The sequence below is a fragment of the Streptomyces sp. MMS24-W38 genome (assembly GCF_059889265.1).
On the sequence record NZ_JCBCPP010000001.1, the window covers coordinates 7,083,631 to 7,101,012 of the forward strand.

Annotated in this window: 16 protein-coding genes and 1 pseudogene; 4 read left to right on the forward strand and 13 right to left on the reverse strand. The window is 72.4% G+C overall.

Annotated elements, in window-relative coordinates:
* Positions 1-78: 78 nt before the first annotated feature.
* The 4 genes and pseudogenes from AC6F7H_RS31280 to AC6F7H_RS31295 all read right to left on the reverse strand — a co-directional run.
* Positions 79-558, reverse strand: coding sequence for an Hsp20/alpha crystallin family protein (locus tag AC6F7H_RS31280; RefSeq protein WP_500761073.1), 480 nt, complete (start codon positions 556-558; stop codon positions 79-81).
* A gap of 127 nt (positions 559-685) precedes the next feature.
* The gene (locus AC6F7H_RS31285) at positions 686-970 is read right to left on the reverse strand and encodes a DUF1876 domain-containing protein (protein ID WP_500761076.1); all 285 of its coding nucleotides are present in this window, start codon (positions 968-970) and stop codon (positions 686-688) included.
* 10 nt (positions 971-980) lie between these two features.
* The gene (locus tag AC6F7H_RS31290; protein WP_500761079.1) at positions 981-2,372 is read right to left on the reverse strand and encodes a nicotinate phosphoribosyltransferase; all 1,392 of its coding nucleotides are present in this window, start codon (positions 2,370-2,372) and stop codon (positions 981-983) included.
* A gap of 196 nt (positions 2,373-2,568) precedes the next feature.
* Positions 2,569-2,745 (reverse strand): annotated as a pseudogene (locus AC6F7H_RS31295) (universal stress protein); the annotation flags it as partial.
* 199 nt (positions 2,746-2,944) lie between these two features.
* On the opposite strand from AC6F7H_RS31295, the gene AC6F7H_RS31300 reads away from it, so the two are divergent.
* Both AC6F7H_RS31300 and AC6F7H_RS31305 read left to right on the forward strand, forming a co-directional pair.
* Complete coding sequence (locus AC6F7H_RS31300; protein WP_500761082.1) at positions 2,945-3,397, forward strand: Crp/Fnr family transcriptional regulator; 453 nt, start codon at positions 2,945-2,947, stop codon at positions 3,395-3,397.
* An 82-nt stretch (positions 3,398-3,479) separates the two neighbouring features.
* Positions 3,480-4,142 (forward strand): CBS domain-containing protein, encoded by a 663-nt coding sequence (locus tag AC6F7H_RS31305; RefSeq protein WP_500761085.1) that lies wholly within the window; start codon positions 3,480-3,482, stop codon positions 4,140-4,142.
* Positions 4,143-4,172: 30 nt separating this feature from the next.
* On the opposite strand, the gene AC6F7H_RS31310 is transcribed toward AC6F7H_RS31305, so the two are convergent.
* From AC6F7H_RS31310 to ppk2, 4 genes are all read right to left on the reverse strand, one after another.
* Positions 4,173-5,219 carry an alcohol dehydrogenase catalytic domain-containing protein gene (locus AC6F7H_RS31310; RefSeq protein WP_500761088.1) on the reverse strand — a complete coding sequence of 349 codons (1,047 nt, stop codon included), beginning with the start codon at positions 5,217-5,219 and terminating at the stop codon, positions 4,173-4,175.
* A gap of 385 nt (positions 5,220-5,604) precedes the next feature.
* Entirely contained in the window at positions 5,605-6,753 is a 1,149-nt protein-coding gene (locus AC6F7H_RS31315) for a Rieske 2Fe-2S domain-containing protein (RefSeq protein ID WP_500761090.1), read from the reverse strand.
* Between the two features lie 156 nt (positions 6,754-6,909).
* Positions 6,910-7,677 (reverse strand): sulfite exporter TauE/SafE family protein, encoded by a 768-nt coding sequence (locus tag AC6F7H_RS31320; protein WP_500761092.1) that lies wholly within the window; start codon positions 7,675-7,677, stop codon positions 6,910-6,912.
* A gap of 103 nt (positions 7,678-7,780) precedes the next feature.
* On the reverse strand, positions 7,781-8,584 hold the full coding sequence (gene ppk2, locus AC6F7H_RS31325) for a polyphosphate kinase 2 (RefSeq protein ID WP_500761094.1): 804 nt from the start codon (positions 8,582-8,584) through the stop codon (positions 7,781-7,783).
* A gap of 370 nt (positions 8,585-8,954) precedes the next feature.
* Here ppk2 and AC6F7H_RS31330 point away from each other — a divergent pair, with 370 nt between their 5' ends.
* Positions 8,955-9,593 (forward strand): DUF6629 family protein, encoded by a 639-nt coding sequence (locus AC6F7H_RS31330; RefSeq protein WP_500761096.1) that lies wholly within the window; start codon positions 8,955-8,957, stop codon positions 9,591-9,593.
* A 64-nt stretch (positions 9,594-9,657) separates the two neighbouring features.
* Complete coding sequence (locus tag AC6F7H_RS31335; RefSeq protein ID WP_500761098.1) at positions 9,658-10,635, forward strand: pyridoxal-phosphate dependent enzyme; 978 nt, start codon at positions 9,658-9,660, stop codon at positions 10,633-10,635.
* A 188-nt stretch (positions 10,636-10,823) separates the two neighbouring features.
* On the opposite strand, the gene AC6F7H_RS31340 is transcribed toward AC6F7H_RS31335, so the two are convergent.
* From AC6F7H_RS31340 to AC6F7H_RS31360, 5 genes are all read right to left on the reverse strand, one after another.
* Positions 10,824-11,462, reverse strand: a complete 639-nt coding sequence (locus AC6F7H_RS31340; protein ID WP_500761100.1) for a LutC/YkgG family protein — start codon at positions 11,460-11,462, stop codon at positions 10,824-10,826.
* Positions 11,459-12,955, reverse strand: coding sequence for a lactate utilization protein B (locus AC6F7H_RS31345; RefSeq protein WP_500761102.1), 1,497 nt, complete (start codon positions 12,953-12,955; stop codon positions 11,459-11,461). The genes AC6F7H_RS31340 and AC6F7H_RS31345 overlap by 4 nt, the downstream gene beginning before the upstream one ends.
* On the reverse strand, positions 12,952-13,707 hold the full coding sequence (locus tag AC6F7H_RS31350) for a (Fe-S)-binding protein (RefSeq protein ID WP_500761104.1): 756 nt from the start codon (positions 13,705-13,707) through the stop codon (positions 12,952-12,954). Before AC6F7H_RS31350 ends, AC6F7H_RS31345 begins: the two co-directional genes overlap by 4 nt.
* 73 nt (positions 13,708-13,780) lie before the next feature.
* Entirely contained in the window at positions 13,781-15,172 is a 1,392-nt protein-coding gene (locus AC6F7H_RS31355; RefSeq protein WP_500762161.1) for a rhamnulokinase, read from the reverse strand.
* Between the two features lie 56 nt (positions 15,173-15,228).
* Positions 15,229-17,268 carry a bifunctional aldolase/short-chain dehydrogenase gene (locus AC6F7H_RS31360; RefSeq protein ID WP_500761106.1) on the reverse strand — a complete coding sequence of 680 codons (2,040 nt, stop codon included), beginning with the start codon at positions 17,266-17,268 and terminating at the stop codon, positions 15,229-15,231.
* Positions 17,269-17,382: the final 114 nt, after the last annotated feature.

Here is a 17,382-nt window from a genome sequence, read left to right on the forward strand (position 1 = left end):
CGAGGGACCGCCGGGCGACGGGGGAGGCGGGCGCCGGCCTGTCGCGGCCGCATGGCGCGGCGGCCGGCCCCGCCGTCCTCAGCCGGTGATCTCGATGCGGTGCGGCTTGGCCTCCTGGGTCTTGGGGACGCGCACGGTGAGGACTCCGCCGGTCAGCTCCGCGGTGATGTGCTCGGTGTCGACGTTCGGGGGCAGGCTCGTGCGGTAGTCGAACCGGCCGATGTGCCGGGTCTGCCGGCGGAGCACGCCCGTGCGTTCCTTCTCCTTGATCTCGCCGTGCACGTCGAGCTCGCCGTCGCCGACCTCAACGGTGATCTGGTCCTTGTCCACGCCGGGAAGTTCCAGCTCCATCAGGTAGGCGTCCTGGGTGTCCTCGACGTCGGCCAGCGGCGCCCACGCCCCTTCCCCTTCCCCGGCCCCGGGCTCGGGGAAACCGCGGCCGGGGAAGGGGAAGGCGGAGTGCATGAGCTGGTCCATCCGGGTGCGCAGCTCCTCGAGTTCTCGGAGGGGGTCCCATCCGGAGAGCGATCCCCTGCCGCGGTGTGCTGGAAGCGTCATCGGTCGTCCTCCTCGGTTTCCGGACCGGCAGGGTGCCCGCCGGTGGAGACGGATGTGCTGCCCGCGGGGCCGGGTACCCGGACGGGCGTCCGGCTCACGAGGTTGCCCCCGGCCGGCGCGGACCGGGTCATGTCGGCCAGCCGACGGGCGGGCGGGGGTGCGGCCTGGCCGCGCCCGTGCCTTCGATGTCGCGCTCGGCGATGTCCACCAGGTGCCGGCCCAGGTCCTGCAGGGCCCGGCCCGCGGCCAGTTCGTCGCCGATCTCCGGTACCTGCGGGTCGGCCGGATTCCGGCGTGTGGCCCCGTGGCCGGTGAGCACCGTGGTCCCGGTGTCGGCCACCGCGCGGGCCTTCGTGGTTCCAGCCTCCTCGAAGAGGTAGAGGCGGACCTTCCATTCCAGGGTGTGCGGCATCGTTTTCTCCTCAGCTCGGGACGGACCGGTACGGCCCGGACGCGGTGCGTTCGGGCATCCCGTGCCGTGCGGCGGGTGCCGCCGTCTGCTGTGCGATACGGCGCCGGACCCGGTCGGTGAGGGCGCGCAGCCGCGCGGAGGGAATCGCCCGGGGCGCTACGGGGGCCCGGATCCGGCGGGCTGCCGGCGGCAGCGCGGCCAGGTCGGCGGCGAACCTCGCCCGGCACTCCTCGAGCGCGGACCTGCCCCGGGTGCGCTGTCCGTTTCGCATCACAGTCTCCAGCAGCGGTGTGCCGTCGTGCGGTGGCCGCTCATCGGCGAGGGCGATCACGTCGGCACAGCCGGGGCGACGGAACACCTGCTTCCGGCCGGGCGCCGTCACCTTCGCCGAGGACAGTTTCATGACCGGCCGCCCGGCGTACTCCACCATTTTGTAGGCCGAGTCCAGATACGGCGCGTCGGCCGAGACCCCGATGCGCGTGCCGACCGCGTACACGTCGATCGGCGCCCCGGAGCGGACCAGGGCGTCCACCGCGTACTCGTCGAGCCCGCCGCTGACGGTGATCCGTACATCCGGCAGGTCCGCCTCGTCCAGGATGGAGCGGGCCCGCACCGCCAGGAGCCCCAGGTCGCCGCTGTCCAGGCGGACGGCCGAGCCGGGCCCGCGGTCCAGGTCCCGCAGCACGTGTGCCGCGACGCGGACGCCCGCCTCGGTGTCGTAGGTGTCCACCAGGAAGGTCACCGGGCCGGGGTGGGCCCGGGCGAAGGCGCAAAACGCGTCGTCCTCGGTCGGGAAGGCCTCCACGTAGGAGTGGGCCATCGTGCCGACCGCGGGAAGGTCCAGGGCCGTGGCCGCGGCCACGTTGCTGGTGCCCGCGAAACCGACCAGGGCGCCGAGCCGGGCGGCCTGGAAGCCGGCCTGCGGGCCGTGGGTCCGCCGCAGGGAGAAGTCCACGACCGGGTGCCCGGCCGCCGCGAGCACACAGCGCGCGGCCTTCGAGGCGATCGTCGTCTGATGGCTGAGCAGGTTGAGCAGGTACGTCTCGGCCAGCTGGGCCTGCGGCAGCGGAGCGGTCACCTCCAGCAGGGGTTCTCCGGCGAGCACGACCCTGCCCTCCGGTACGGCGCGCATGGTGCCGGTGAACCGCAGGCCGAGCAGGGGCTCCAGATCGCGTGGCGGGCGGTGCAGCGCGGCGGCGAAGGCGTGGACGTCCTCGGGGCCGACCCGCAGGCCGGACAGGTAGTCCAGGGCGGACTCCAGCCCCGCGGCGACCAGGAAGCCCCGCTCGGCGGGCAGATCGCGGACGAACAGGCTGAACGTCGCCGGGCCGGTCATCTTCTCCCGCAGGCAGGACAAGGCCATCGTCACTTCGTACAGGTCGGTGGTCGTGGCATCGGACATCAGCGCCACCTTCTCGGTCCCGCCGGACGCGCGGTGGACTGCGTGGACTCGTCGCCGGGCCTCCAGCGGATCGCCGGCTGCTTCTCCTCCCACCATCGAACGGCGGCAGGCTTCGGGTACAGGGCCGAAGGTCCCTGATGGACGGTTCTTCAGGCCACGGGGTCCGGCCCCCGGCGCGGTTCCCTCCGACGCGCCGTCAGTCGTGCGGCACGACCGCGACCGGGCACCGGGCGTGGTGCAGCAGGGTGTGGCTCGCCCGGCCGAGCTGGAGACCGAGGGGCCCCTGACGGCGCCGGGCACCGACGACCGCCAGATCGGCGGCGGCCGACCGGAGCACGAGGACCTTCGAGGCCGGGCCTTCGACCGTCGCGCGGGGCTTCGGCCCGCTGCGGACGCCTGGTGCCGTGGTTGCGCGCCCGGGTGGCCGATGTTTCCACCCGGTTGGGCCGAAGGGCCCTCGGATGGGGCCTGGCCGGCCCGTGGCGTCCCGCGCCGGTCGGGTACACGCTTGTCGTTACGGCCGACGAAGCCGCCGTTCGACTGCGGCGGCAGGCGCGAAGGGAGACAAAGTGATGACAACCACCACTCTGGCCGCCGGTCTCCCGGCCGAATACCGCGAGCGGCTGATGCGGCACGCCCACGAGGTCTCCTTCGACATCGGAGCCCGTCTGTTCGAGGAGGGGCGGCGGGCCGACCGGTTCTGGATCATCCGGACCGGGACCGTCGCCCTCGATCTGCAGGTCCCCGGTCGCCGCGCGGCCGTGATCGATTCGCTGGGCCATGGTGAACTGGTCGGCTGCTCCTGGCACTTCCCGCCCCACCTGTGGCTCCTGGGCGCCGAGACCACCAGCCCGGTGCGGGCGTGGGAGTTCGACGCCGAGGCCGTGCGGGCACTGTGCGCAGAGGACCCCGAGTTCGGCCGCGCGATCGCCGTGTGGGTCGGCCGGGTGGTCGCCCAGCGCCTGCACGCGACCCGCGTCCGGCTGCTCGATCTGTACGCCCCGTACGGCAGCGGGAGCAGGTGACGACAGAGTTCCCCGCGCCGTGTGCCCCGGCCCCAACGGCCGCGAGCTGACCCACGTACCTGACAACCCGAGGGGGAGCCCCATGAACGGCAGCCCGCACACCGTGAGCGACGTGATGTCGCACACCGTCGTGGCCGTCGGTCGCGACGCCCCGTTCAAGGAGATCGTTCGGCTCATCGATCAGTGGAAGGTGAGTGCCCTGCCGGTGCTGGAGGGCGAGGGCCGGGTCGTCGGCGTCGTCTCCGAGGCCGATCTGCTGCCCAAGGAGGAGTTCCGCGACAGCGACCCCGACCGGTTCATGCAGCGGCGCCGTCTGCCAGATCTGGCCAAGGCGGGGGCACTGACCGCCGGAGAGCTGATGAGCACCCCGGCCGTCACCGTCCATGCCGACGCCCCCGTCGCGCAGGCGGCCCGCATCATGGCTCAGCGCAAGGTCAAGCGGCTGCCCGTCGTGAGCCAGGAAGGGCTGCTCGAAGGCATCGTCAGCCGGGTCGACCTGTTGAAGGTCTTTCTGCGGACGGACGAGGAGCTCGCCCAAGAGGTCCGCAGGGAAATCGTCGCTCCCCTTTTCCCGGCCCCGCTCGAGGCCATAGGGGTGGAGGTCTCCGACGGTGTCGTCACCCTCACCGGCCGCGTACGGGACACCTCGCTGGTGCCCGTCGTCGCCCGCGCGGTGCGCGCCGTCGAGGGGGTCGTCGACGTCACGTTCCATCTGGCGAACGGCTCGTCGGGCGAATCGCGGTGAGGCAGGGTGCGCGGGACTGCCGGCTCCGCGCTACCGGGGTGGTGTCGGCGGTTCGCGGTGCAGCACGACCTTGAGGGCGCCGGTGTCCGGGCCGTGCGCGAAGACCTCGTAGGCGTCCTCCATCCGGTCGAGGCGGAACCGGTGGGTGACGAGTGGGGAGACCGCCAGGCGTTCGAAGGCCAGCAGGTCGAGCAGCCACGGCGTGGAGAAGGTGTCGACCTGCCCGGTGCTGATCGTCACGTTCTTGCGCCACAGGGCCTCCAGGTGCAGGGTGGCCGGCTTGCCGTGCGTGCCGATGTTGGTGATGTGCCCTCCCGCGCGCACCACGCGGGTCGCCAGGAGGAAGCCGTCCGGGTCGCCCGCGGCCTCGATGACCACGTCGGCCCCGGGCCCCTCGGACAGTTCGGCCACCATCCGTCCGGGCAGTTCGGCGGCGTCGGCGCCCATCCGGGCGGCGGCGGCCAGCCGGGGGTGGGACAGGTCCACCGCGACGATCCGGCGCGGTGCGTAGAGCCGGGCGATGATGACGGCGGCCAGCCCCACCGGGCCCGCGCCGATGACGACGACGGTGTCTCCCGGGCCCACGTGTCCGTTGCGCACCCCGACCTCGTAGGCGGTGGGCAGCAGCTCGGCGAGCAGGACCGCCTCGTCCAGCGGGAGGTTCGGGGGGCGCCGGTGCGTGGAGTGGTCGGCGAAGGGGACGCGGACGAACTCGGCCTGCGTGCCGTGGATCGTGTTGCCCAGGATCCACCCGCCGCCGCCGCGGCACTGTCCGTACAGGGTGTCGCGGCAGGGCGGGCAGTGGGCGCAGGCCGAGACGGACGACACGATCACCTGTTGTCCGGGGCGCCGGGTGTGCACGCCGCTGCCGGTGTCCACCACCTCGCCGACGGCCTCGTGGCCGAGGACCGTGCCCGGTTTCACCTCGGGGAGCTCGCCCCGCCGGATGTGCAGGTCGCTTCCGCAGACGGTGGTCGCGTCGACGCGGACGATCGCGTCGGTGTCGGCCTCGAGCACGGGGTCCGGCACCGTGTCCCAGGAGGTCTGTGCAGGACCGTGGTAGACGAGTCCTCGCATGCCCGCTCCCTTTCTCGCCGTCTCCTGTCCACCGTCACCCCGGACGGACTCCCCGGCAACACGGAACGCCCGCACCGCCCCGGATCGTCCGGCTCGGTCATGGGGGACGGCGGCGACAGGGCAGCGCGGGTGAGGGACGGCCGCCTGCGCGACGGGGCCCGGACGAGATGCCGGGACGCGGCGGTGCCGGCGCCGGCCGACGACCACGAGCGGTGGCAGGGGTGGTCGGTGGCCGAGGAACGTCGATCACGACGGCTTCGACGGTGCTCTGGTCCCAGCATCGTGGAACCGCCCTCGACGGGCATGGGCTGAGCGGGCAGCGCATCGGGCCCGCGGAGGACCCGGCGGGCCGAGTGGTCTTCGCCGCCGGCTGTGTTCATCCGGTTCACCCTCCCGGGGCCGGGCCGTCGTCGGGGCGGAGCCCGCATGCGGTGGACGGGGGCCGGAGCGGGACGCCGTTGGCGCGCAGCACCTCGCGGACGTTCAGGATCAGGGGGAAGACCTCGTGGTTGCGGTCCTCGCCCTGTTCGTCCCACGCCCGCTGCTCGGCTTCGACTGCCATGCGGTCCTCGGCGAAGACGCGTTCGGTGAAGCGTCTGATGAACGGCCAGGCCAGGTGGAGCGCGCCGGGGATCCCGGGCTTCTCGATCATGAGCAGGCCGTAGGTGTGACACGTGCGCTGCGCGGCGTCCTCGGGCACGTACGCGACCCAGAGGCGGAAGGACGGCCGCTCGGCGTCCTCCGGGACCAGGTCGAGCGTCTGGTACGGGTACTCGGTGCGGATGGTCATGAGGTCGCAGGAGTCGCGACCCGTGAAGCCCTCGGCGGCCAGCAGGTTGGCACCCCGGTTCCGCTTCCCCCCGGCGTGGCTGAACAGGTACCTGGCCTCCACCGAGCGCGCGTCGGTCCGGTGCTCCAGCAGCTCGGGGCGGAGTCTGCCGACGACTCCGCGGTGGAGGAACTGGTGGTTCATGTCGAGCAGATTCTCGTGCATGAACGAGTAGTGGCAGCGCACGGTCCGGGAGAAGGTCATGGTCCGGTACCGCGGTGAGCCGAAGGCCGGCAGCTCGGGCACCGGAGTGGCCGCCGCTTTCTCCGGGCTGCCAGGAAAGACGAACACCAGGCCGTACGCCTCGCGGACGGGGTAGCCGCGCACGCCGCGCGGCGGCCGTCCGTCACCCTTCGACAGGTACGGGATCTGCGAGATGCGGCCGTCGCCACGATAGGCCCACGCGTGGTAGCAGCAGCGGAGTGTCTCGCCCTCCACGACGCCCATGCTCAGCGGCACCTGCCGGTGGGCGCACCGGTCCTCCAACGCGTGGACGGCACCGCTTCGTCCGCGGTAGAGCGCGATGCGCTCACCGGCGAACGAGGTCGCGGCCACCCGTCCGGCGCGCACCTTCCTGGAGAGCGCGACGGGATACCAGAAATCCGGGTTCGCCCCGACCCGCCGAAGGTCACTCGTGCCGGAACGTGGATCGCGGTGCCCCGCGGACCGGTCGCTCCCAGCCCTGTCGAAGCCGGTGTCGGTCATACCTCTCCCTCGCACGTGGGCCATGCCATGGGGCAGCACCTCCATCCTGGTGGCGGGCCCGCCACCGAGCCCCGCCCGGCGCGTCCGGACGGGTGAGGAGGCCGGCGGTCCCGGGAGAGGTGCGGGAGGCCGGCGAAGGTGCCGATGGTGCAGGGCTCAGCGCAGAAGCAGTTGGGCGATGGCGAAGGTGCCGACGACGACGATGAAGGTCCGCAGGACGGGTGCGGGGAGCCGGCGCCCGACCTTCGCACCGATCTGCCCGCCGATCGCCGAGCCCACGGCGATGAGGAGGACGGCCGTCCAGTCGTAGTCGGCGACGAAGAGGAAGAACAGGGCCGCAATGCTGTTGACGACGGCGGCGAGGACGTTCTTGACGGCGTTCAGACGCTGGAGGGAGTCATCGAGCAGCATGCCCATCAGGGAGAGATAGATGATCCCCTGAGCCGCCGTGAAGTAGCCGCCGTAGACACTGGCGAGGAGGATCCCGCCGAAGAGGACGGGACCGCCGTCGGTCTTGGTGATCGTGCCCGTGCGCGCACGGCGCCGTTGGACGACGGCGGATATGCGGGGTTGCAGCACCACGAGGACCAGTGCCAGTGCGACGAGAGCGGGGACGATCGTCTCGAAGGCGGTCGCGGGGAGGGTGAGCAGCAGCACCGCTCCGGTGAACCCGCCGACCGACGCGGCGACGCCCAGCCTCAGCACGAGGCGGCGTTGGCCCTTGAGCTCCTTCCGGTAGCCTATGGCGCCGCTGATGGACCCGGGGATCAGCCCGAGGGCGTTGGACACGGTGGCGGTCACCGGCGGCAGCCCGGTGGCGAGCAGCACCGGAAACGTGATCAACGTTCCCGAGCCGACGATCGTGTTGATGGTGCCGGCGCCGACCCCGGCAACGAAGACCGCCAGCGCCTCCCAGATGGACAAGGCCGTCTCCTTCACGATCGGCGAGCCGCCTCCCCGCCCGGAAGGTCGAGGGGCCACACCGATCATGCACGAAGGGCATTCGCCCCCGGCCGACGGGGGCAGTTCAAAGGCCCGCCGCGTGGTCGGGGACGTAGATCTGGAGGTCACGTGGCGGGCGTTGGTAGCCGGTGGACGGCGGGCGCTCCGGCAGCTCGATGACCGGGGGCGCCACCTCCTGGTAGGGCACGGTGCTCAGCAGGTGGGCCATCATGTTCAGCCGCGCGCTGCGCTTGTCGTCGCTCTCCACGATGTACCACGGCGCCTCGGCGATGTCGGTGTGCACCAGCATCGTGTCCTTGGCACGGGAATAGGCCTCCCAGCGGGTGAGCGACTCCAGGTCCATGGGAGACAGCTTCCAGCGCCGCAGCGGATCCTCCAGCCGTTTGCGGAAGCGCGCCTGCTGCTCGGTGTCGCTCACCGAGAACCAGTACTTGCGCAGGAGGATCCCGTCCTCCACCAGCATCCGCTCGAAGATCGGGCACTGGCGGAGGAAGAGCCGGTACTCCTGCTCCGTGCAGAAGCCCATGACGTGCTCGACACCGGCGCGGTTGTACCAGGACCGGTCGAACAGAACGATCTCGCCGGCGGCCGGCAGGTGTTCGACGTAGCGCTGGAAGTACCACTGGCCGCGCTGGCGTTCGGTCGGTTTGGGCAGGGCCGCGATCCGCGCCACGCGCGGGTTGAGGTGCTCCGATATCCGTTTGATGGTGCCGCCCTTGCCCGCCGCGTCCCGGCCCTCGAAGACGACGACCAGCCGGGCACCTTCCGCCCGCACCCACTCCTGGAGCTTGACCAGTTCCGTCTGCAGCCGCAGCAGCTCGCTCTCGTACATCGCACGGGACAGCTTCACCGTCTTCTTGTCGGCCATGCCGCCTCCACCGCCCGGTGACCCGTGCCGTCGACGGTCAGGTCACCTCGTCCAGGTCGAGCACCAGAAAACCAGAACACCAGGGCGCCACCGTACTGACCGTCGACGGAGCGTGCATCCGGCAGGCCGGCCCGGCTGTGGGCCGCGCCCCGTCCGACCCTGCGTTCCCGCGCACGCGACCCGCAAGGGCTCCCGCGCTCGCGGTCCTCAGCACCGAACAACGGCCCTCGGCAGCCGCACACCACGCCGGGGCTGGGAGCGCACCGGGTAGACGTGGACACGGGAGCGCGCGCTGAACCGTGTCGTTGCCGTTTGGCCGTTCCGGGCCCGCGACGATGGGTTTTCCGGCGGGTGACCCGAGGGCGGAGCGATGTGCTGGAGTGCGGAGGCCGACCTCGTGGCGGGTGTCGGTGTCGCGGCGGTCGGCGCGGCCTGCGTGGTGCGGGCGGACCGCGGCCGTGACCTTCCGCTGGCCGCGCTGCCGCTGCTGCTGGGCGTGCACCAGATGATCGAGGCGGCGGTCTGGGCCTCGGACGGAGGGACGGGTCCGGCCGTCCTGCTCTGGGCGGTCGTCGCCCTGCCGCTCCTGGCGCTCTGGGTACCGGTGGGCGTGTGGTGTGCCGCCCCGCGCACCGCGCGGCGCGCACTGATCGTGCCGCTCGCCGCCGGTGCGGTGACGGCGCCGGCCCTCGGGTACGTACTCGCCACGAGCCCGGTGCGGGCGGAGATCCGCGGGCACACCATCGGATACGTCCTGGACCTGCCGCACGCTCCACTGCCGGCCGTGGGCTACCTGGTGGCCACGGTCGGCGCGCTGCTGCTGTCCGGCGACCGAGGCCTGCGGATGCTGGGCGCCCTGACCGCCGCGGGCGCGCTCGTCTGCTGGGCCCTGTGGCGGCTGGAGTTCGTCTCGACCTGGTGCGCGTTCGCCGCCTTGTGCTCGCTGGCCCTCTTCGGCTGGGTACGCGGACGCCGCCCGGCGCGGCCCGGCCCGGGTGGGACCCGGTGAAGCCCACCGCGCCCGACCCTGCCCGCCCCTCCCGTTCGACGGCGGCGGGACGTACAGTCACCGTGTGACGACCACCATCCCGCCGGTCACCCTCGACGACGTCCGTGCCGCCGCCGAACGGCTCGAAGGCGTCGCCCACCGCACACCGGTCCTGCGCTCCCGCACCCTGGACGCGCTCGTCGGTGCCGAGGTCCACCTGAAGTGCGAGAACTTCCAGCGGGTGGGCGCCTTCAAGTTCCGCGGCGCCTACAACGCGGCCTCCCGCCTCACCCCCGAGCAGTTGTCCCGGGGCATCGCCGCCTACTCCTCGGGCAACCACGCCCAGGCCGTCGCCCTGGCCGCCCGGGAACTCGGCACCACCGCCGTCATCGTCATGCCCGAGGACGCCCCGCCCTCGAAGCGGGCGGCCACCGAGGCGTACGGCGCTCGGATCGTCACCTACGACCGGTACACCGGCGACCGGGTCGCCGTCGCCGAGGCCCTGGCCGCGGAGCGCGGCCTGGCGATCGTCCCGCCCTACGACCATCCGCACGTCATCGCGGGACAGGGCACGGCTGCGCTCGAACTCATCGAAGAAGTGGGGGAGTTGGATGTGCTGCTCGCGCCGGTCGGTGGCGGCGGGCTGATCGCCGGAAGCGCCACCGCGGTCAAGGGCCTGTACCCCGAGGCGCGGGTGATCGGTGTGGAGCCGGAGGCGGGGGACGACACCAAGCGGTCCCTGGAGGCGGGACATCGTGTGAGCGTCCCGGTACCGCGCACCATCGCCGACGGCCAGGCGCTGCACACACCGGGTGAACTGACCTTCTCCGTCAACCGGCGGCTCCTCGACGGAATCGTCCTGGTCGGCGACGACGAGATCAGGGACGCCATGCGGTTCGCCTTCGAGCGGCTGAAGATCGTCCTCGAGCCGAGCGGCGCCACCCCTCTGGCCGCACTGCTCACCGGCCGCGCGGGTCCCCTTCCGCACCGGATCGGCCTGATCCTCTCCGGCGGCAACGTCGACACCGCGCGTTTCGCCCGGCTCTGCGGCCCTCACTCCTGACCCCCGGCGCCCGAACGGCGTCCCCGGGTGGCCGTGTTCGAGCCGAGGTGGCGACGGTCCAAGTCCGTCGGCACGACCGGGGAACGGGCGGGAGCCGTCTGGTCATGGCATGGGAGTACCCGCTGTACACCGCGCGCCGCGCGGCCGCCTGAGCACGAGGGCGTCACCCGCGACGTGTCCCACCGGCCTTACTCGACCAGGACGACCTCCAGGGTGCGCGGGCCGTGGACGCCCTCCACCCGGTCGAGTTCGATGTCGCTGGTCGCCGACGGGCCGGAGATCCAGGTGAGCGGGCGAGTCGGGTCGAGGCGTTCGAGGGCGTACGGGACGGAGGGCACGACCTGGGCGGCGCGGACGACACAGATGTGGTGGTCGGGAACGAGGGTGATGCGGCGGCGGCCCTGGTCGGGCGAGCCGTCCAGCACGATCGTGCCGGTCTCGGCGACGGCGACGGCGCAGGCGGTGACCACGCTGTCGATCCGGTCCAGTTCGTGCGGGGTGCCCTCCGCCCGGTCCGCGACCCGTGTCACGCCGGTCCGCGCGAGCCAGGCCTCGTCCAGTCCCGGCGGGACGAGGACCGACGACGCGCCGCGCGAGGACAGGAGTCCGGCGACGACCCCGGCCAGACCGGCGGCGTCGGTGCGGTGCACGATCGCCCGGTAGTCGGCCAGGTTCTCGGCGAGGAGGTTCATCGTCTCCGCGACGGTCCGCTGCCCGTGCTCGCGCAGATACTCCCGGGCGACCGCCTGCTCGTACGGGGTGTCGTCCTTCGGTACGTCGGCGAGGGCGCGCCGCACCCGGCCCAGGATCCGTTCCCTGCTGCTCATTCGGCGGCTCCCCTCACGTCGTTCCCGCCCCGCGTACGCTGCCACCAGTCCCGGAACGGCTCGGCGGGGACCGGTGGAAGGTCCCGTGTCCCGCTCCATGCCTGGCCGGGGCCCGGCAGGGTGCGCGGGTGGAGACGGCGGGTGCGGGAGGCGAGGCGCTGGCCGGTGCGCAGCGCACCCGGATACGTGAACGCCCAGCGCGCCGCGCGCATCGCCGCACGCTCGGCGGCGTGCCCCTTCGCGGGCCTGAGTACCACCTTGTTGCCGCCCCGGGTGACCTCGCCGCCCTGGACGACCCGTTCCCGCAGGTGCACCAGCACCTCGGGGATGTCGATGGCGACCGGGCACACCTCGTAGCAGGCCCCGCACAGCGACGAGGCGTACGGCAGGGACGCGTCGATCTCGCTCGCGGTGCCGCGCAGTTGGGGGCTGAGGATGGCACCGATCGGACCCGGGTAGACCGAGCCGTAGGCGTGGCCGCCGGCCCGCTCGTAGACCGGGCAGACGTTCAGGCAGGCCGAGCAGCGGATGCAGCGCAGGGCCTGGCGGCCGACCTCGTCGGCGAGGGCGTCGGTGCGGCCGTTGTCCAGCAGCACGAGGTGGAAGGCGCGCGGGCCGTCCGCGTCGGTGGTACCGGTCCACATGGACGTGTACGGGTTCATCCGCTCGGCGGTGGAGGAGCGTGGGAGGGTCTGCAGGAAGACCTCCAGGTCCCGCCAGGTCGGCACGACCTTCTCGATGCCGACGACCGAGATCAGCGTCTCGGGCAGGGTCAGGCACATCCGCCCGTTGCCCTCGGACTCCACCACCACCAGTGTGCCGGTCTCGGCGACCAGGAAGTTGGCGCCGGAGATGCCCACCTTGGCGCGCAGGAACTTCTCCCGCAGGTGCAGGCGGGCGGCTTCGGCGAGTTCGGCGGGTGTGTCGGTGAGGCCCTCGGGCGCCGGGCGGCCCCAGCCGCCCATCTCACGGGCGAAGACGTCCCGGATCTCACCGCGGTTGCGGTGGATCGCCGGGACGAGGATGTGCGAGGGCCGGTCCCTGCCCAACTGCACGATCAGCTCGGCCAGATCGGTCTCGTAGGCGCGGATGCCCGCGGCCTCGAGGGCCTCGTTGAGCTCGATCTCCTGGGTGGCCATCGACTTGACCTTGACGACCTCCGACTCGCCCGTCTCCTTGACGAGTCCGGTCACGATCCGGTTGGCCTCCTCGGCGTCGGCGGCCCAGTGGACGGTGCCGCCCGCGGCGGTCACCGACTCCTCCAACCGCACGAGATGGCGGTCGAGGTGACGGAGCGTATGGTCCTTGATCCGCTTGCCGGCCTCCCGCAGCTCCGCCCAGTCGGGCACCTCCGCGACGGCCTTGGCCCGCTTGGCGCGGATGGTGTGCGTGGCGTGCCGGAGATTGCCGCGCAGGGTGGTGTCGCGCACGGCCTCCCGGGCGGCGCTCGGAAACGCGGGAAACGCAGGCATTCCGACGAACGTTCCACTCATACGGCCGGTTCCTCCTTTGTGCTCGCCAGGATCTCCGCGAGGTGCACCGGCCGCATACCGGTGCGCAGCCTGGTCATCGTCCCCCCGATGTGCATCAGGCAGGAGTTGTCCGCCGCGCACAGCACCTCGGCGCCCGTCGACTCGGCGTTGCGCACCTTGTCGGCGCCCATCGCCGCGGAGACGTCGGGGTTCTTCAGCGCGAACGTGCCGCCGAAGCCGCAGCACTCCTCCGCTCCCGGCAGCTCGACCAGCTCCAGCCCCCGTACGGCCTCCAGGAGGCGCCGGGGCCGCTCGCCGAGCCCCAGGGAGCGCAGCCCGTGGCAGGTGGGGTGATAGGTCACCGTGTGCGGGTAGTACGCGCCGACGTCCGTCACACCCAGCACGTCCACGAGGAACTCCGTGAGTTCGTACGTCTTCGGCACCACGGGCGCCAGCGTGGCCGCGAGGGCGTCCCCGCGTCCCTGGGCACGGGCCCGCTCACCCATCCGCGGATACAGCTCCCGCACCATCGCCCCGCAGGACCCGGACGGCGTCACGATCGCCTCGTAGTCCCGGAAGACGTCGGAGAAGCGCTCGGCGAGGGGTTCCGCCTCATGCCGGTACCCGGTGTTGTAGTGCGCCTGCCCGCAACAGGTCTGCGCCATCGGGAAGTCGACCTCGACACCCAGCCTGGTCAGCAGTTTCACGACGGCGCGCCCGGTGTCCGGATAAAGCGTGTCGTTGACGCAGGTCAGGAACAGGGCGACACGCATCGCGGCTCCTTGTGGATCGATCATCGGGTGGATGCAGGGTAGTGCGCGGGCGCCGCGCGGGGGAGACCCCCGGTCAGCCCCGGGCGAGCCGGGTGCGAGCGGCCTCCCACCGCCGCGTTCCGCCGCGCGGTTCGTACCGCGTCAGCAGCTGGGTACGGGTGAGCAGGCGCCGCATCCCGGCCAGGTCGCCGGCCGGTCCGTGCACACCGGCCTGGACGAGGACGTTGCCCAGCGCGGCCGCCTCGGTCGGGCCGGCCACCACCGGCAGCCCGCAGGCGTCGGCGGTCAGTTGGCACAGCAGGGCGTTGCGGGTCCCGCCGCCCACGATGTGCACGACGTCGACCGACCGCCCGGCGAGCCGCTGGGCGTCCTCGACCGCGCCGCGGTGCGCGAGGGCGAGCGAGTCGAGGATGCAGCGGGTGATCTCGGCGGGGGAGCCGGGCACCGGCTGCCCCGAGACACGGCAGGCCTCGGCGATCCGCTCCGGCATCCGGCCCGGCGCCAGGAACGCGGCGTCCCCCGCGTCCACCACGGACCGCAGCGCCGGCGCCTTCGCCGCTTCCAGGAGCAGCGCCCCCAGGTCCGGATCGCCCCAGGCCCGTACGCACTCCTGGAGCAGCCACAGGCCCATGATGTTGCGCAGGTACCGGACGGTGTCGTCCAGCCCCAGCTCGTTGGTGAAGTTGGCGGCGCGGCTCTCCTCGGTCAGGACCGGGGCGTCCAGTTCGAGACCGGCCAGCGACCAGGTGCCCGTGCAGATGTAGGCGAACCGCTCACCGGTGGCGGGCACGGCGGCCACCGCGGAGGCGGTGTCGTGCGAGCCGACCGCCGTCACCGGGACGGGCCCGGCCAGCCCGGTCTCCTCCAGTACCTCGGGCCGCAGCACTCCTGCTGGATCGCCGGGTTGACGCAGCGGCGCGAACAGGGAGAGGTCGATGCCCAGCCGCTGTGCGACTGAGTGGGACCAGTCGCGGGTGCGCGGGTCGATCAGCTGCGTGGTCGAGGCGTTGGTCAGCTCCGTTCCCTGCTCACCGGTGAGCCAGTACGTCAGCAGGTCCGGGATCAGCAGCAGCCGTCTGGCCTGTGCCAGTTGGGCCGTGCCGCGGGCCGCCGTCAGCTGGTACAGGGTGTTGAACGGCGCGTACTGCAGACCGGTCGCCGCGTACAGCTCCTCGGCGGGCACGCTCGCCCACACCTTCTCCGCGACCCCCTGCGTACGGAGGTCGCGGTAGTGCACCGGGTTGCCCAGCAGTGCCCCGTCCACGTCGAGCAGGCCGTAATCCACGGCCCAGCTGTCGATGCCGACGGACGCCGGCCCGTCGCCCGTCGCCCGCAGCCCGTCCAGCACTCCGGCGTACAGCCCGAGGATGTCCCAGCGCAGCCCCTCGGGCACGCGCACGGGCCGGTTGGGGAAGCGGTGGACCTCGGTCAGCTCCAGGCTGTCGGGGCCGACGCGGCCGACCATGACACGCCCGCTGGACGCGCCGAGGTCGACCGCCGCGTACGGCCGCACGGCGGCGCTCACCGCAGGAACGCGGCGGCGACGCCGGCGTCGACCGGGACGTGCAGGCCCGTGGTGTGCGTGAGGTCCCCGCCGGTCAGCGCGAAGACGGCGGCCGCGACATGCTCGGGCAGCACCTCCCGCTTCAGCAGCGTGCGCTGTGCGTAGAACTCGCCCAGCTTCTCCTCGGGCACCCCGTACACGGCCGCCCGCCGCGCGCCCCAGCCACCGGCGAAGATGCCCGAGCCGCGCACCACACCGTCCGGGTTGACCCCGTTGACGCGGATGCCGTGCTCGCCCAACTCGGCGGCGAGGAGCCGTACCTGATGGGCCTGGTCGGCCTTGGTGGCCGAATAGGCGATGTTGTTCGGACCGGCGAACACGGCGTTCTTGGACGCGATGTAGACGATGTCCCCGCCCAGCCCCTGCGCGATCATCACCCGGGCCGCCTCACGGGAGACGAGGAATGAACCGCGGGCCATGACGTCGTGCTGGAGGTCCCAGTCCTTCGCGGACGTTTCCAGCAGCGGCTTGGAGATGGAGATCCCGGCGTTGTTCACCACCAGGTCGACTCCGCCGAAGGCGAGCACCGCCGCCCGGAAGGCCTCGGCGATCTGCTCCTCCGACGTGACGTCGACGGTCACGGCGACGGCCTTGTCGGATCCGCCCAACTCCTCTGCCACCGCAGCCGCGTTGTCCCCGTTCAGGTCCGCCACGACGACACAGGCGCCCTCGGCCGCCAGCCGCCGCGCGATCGCCTTCCCGATGCCGCTGCCGGCGCCGGTCACCAGCGCCACCCGGGCGGCGAGCGGCTTCGGCACCGGCATCCGCCGCAACTTGGCCTCCTCCAGGGCCCAGTACTCGATGCGGAACTTCTCCGACTCCTCGATCGGCGCGTAGGTGGAGACCGCCTCGGCACCGCACATCACGTTGATCGCGTTGACGTAGAACTCGCCGGCCACGCGCGCGGTCTGCTTGTCCTTGCCGAAGCTGAACATGCCCACGCCGGGGACCAGCACGATCGCCGGGTCGGCCCCGCGCATGGCGGGGGAGTCGGGCAGGGCGTGGCGCTCGTAGTAGGCGGCGTACTCCTCGCGGTAGGCGGCGTGCAGTTCCGCCAGCCGGGTCACGGCCTCGTCCAGGGGGGCCGCCGGCGGCAGATCGAGGACGAGCGGGCGGACCTTGGTGCGCAGGAAGTGGTCGGGGCAGGAGGTGCCCAGCGCGGCCAGCCGCGGGTGCTCGGCACGGGCCAGGAAGTCCAGTACGGCCTCGGAGTCGTCGAAGTGCCCGACCTGCGGCCGGTCCTGGGAGGCGACGGCACGGACGTACGGCGCGAGGGCGGCGGCCCGCTTCCGCCGCTCACCTTCGGGCAGGGCCTCGTACCCGTCGAGCACCGGCCCGAACGGCTCCGGCCCGCCACGCTCGGCGAGGAACCGTTCGGCAGTGCGGATGATGTGCAGCGAGTTGCGTTCGCGCTCCTCGGAGGAGTCGCCCCACGCGGTGATCCCGTGTCCGCCGAGCACGCATCCGACGGCCTGCGGGTTGGCCTCCTTCACAACGGCGATGTCCAGCCCGAGCTGGAAACCGGGCCGCCGCCACGGCACCCATACGACGGTGTCGCCGAAGCACTCGGCGGTCAGCTTCTCCCCGTCGGCGGCGCAGGCGAGCGCGATACCGGAGTCGGGATGCAGATGGTCCACGTGCGGTGCCTTCACCAGTCCGTGCATCGCGGTGTCGATGGAGGGAGCCGCACCACCCTTGCCGTGCAGGCAGTAGTCGAACGCGGCGACCATCTCGTCCTCGCGCTCGACCCCGGGGTAGACGTCGGCGAGCGCCCGCAGCCGGTCCAGCCGCAGCACGGCCAGCCCTTCCGCGGTCAGCGTCCCGAGATCCCCGCCGGACCCCTTGACCCACATCAGCTCCACATCACCCCCGGTGACGGGATCGGTCCCCGTGCCCTTGGCGGAGGTGTTCCCGCCGGCGTAGTTGGTGTTCCGCGCATCGGCACCGAGCCGATGCGAACGGGCGAGAAGGGCGGCGGCTTCGGGATGGTTTGCCATATCTGTTCCAGTTCTCTTGCCAGGAGGGTGAGGGAAAGCGCCCCTTCAGGGGCGCGGGGCTGTGTCGATGTGCGGCTGTCGCCGCGTGGGTGCGACCAGCCACACACGGCCCGC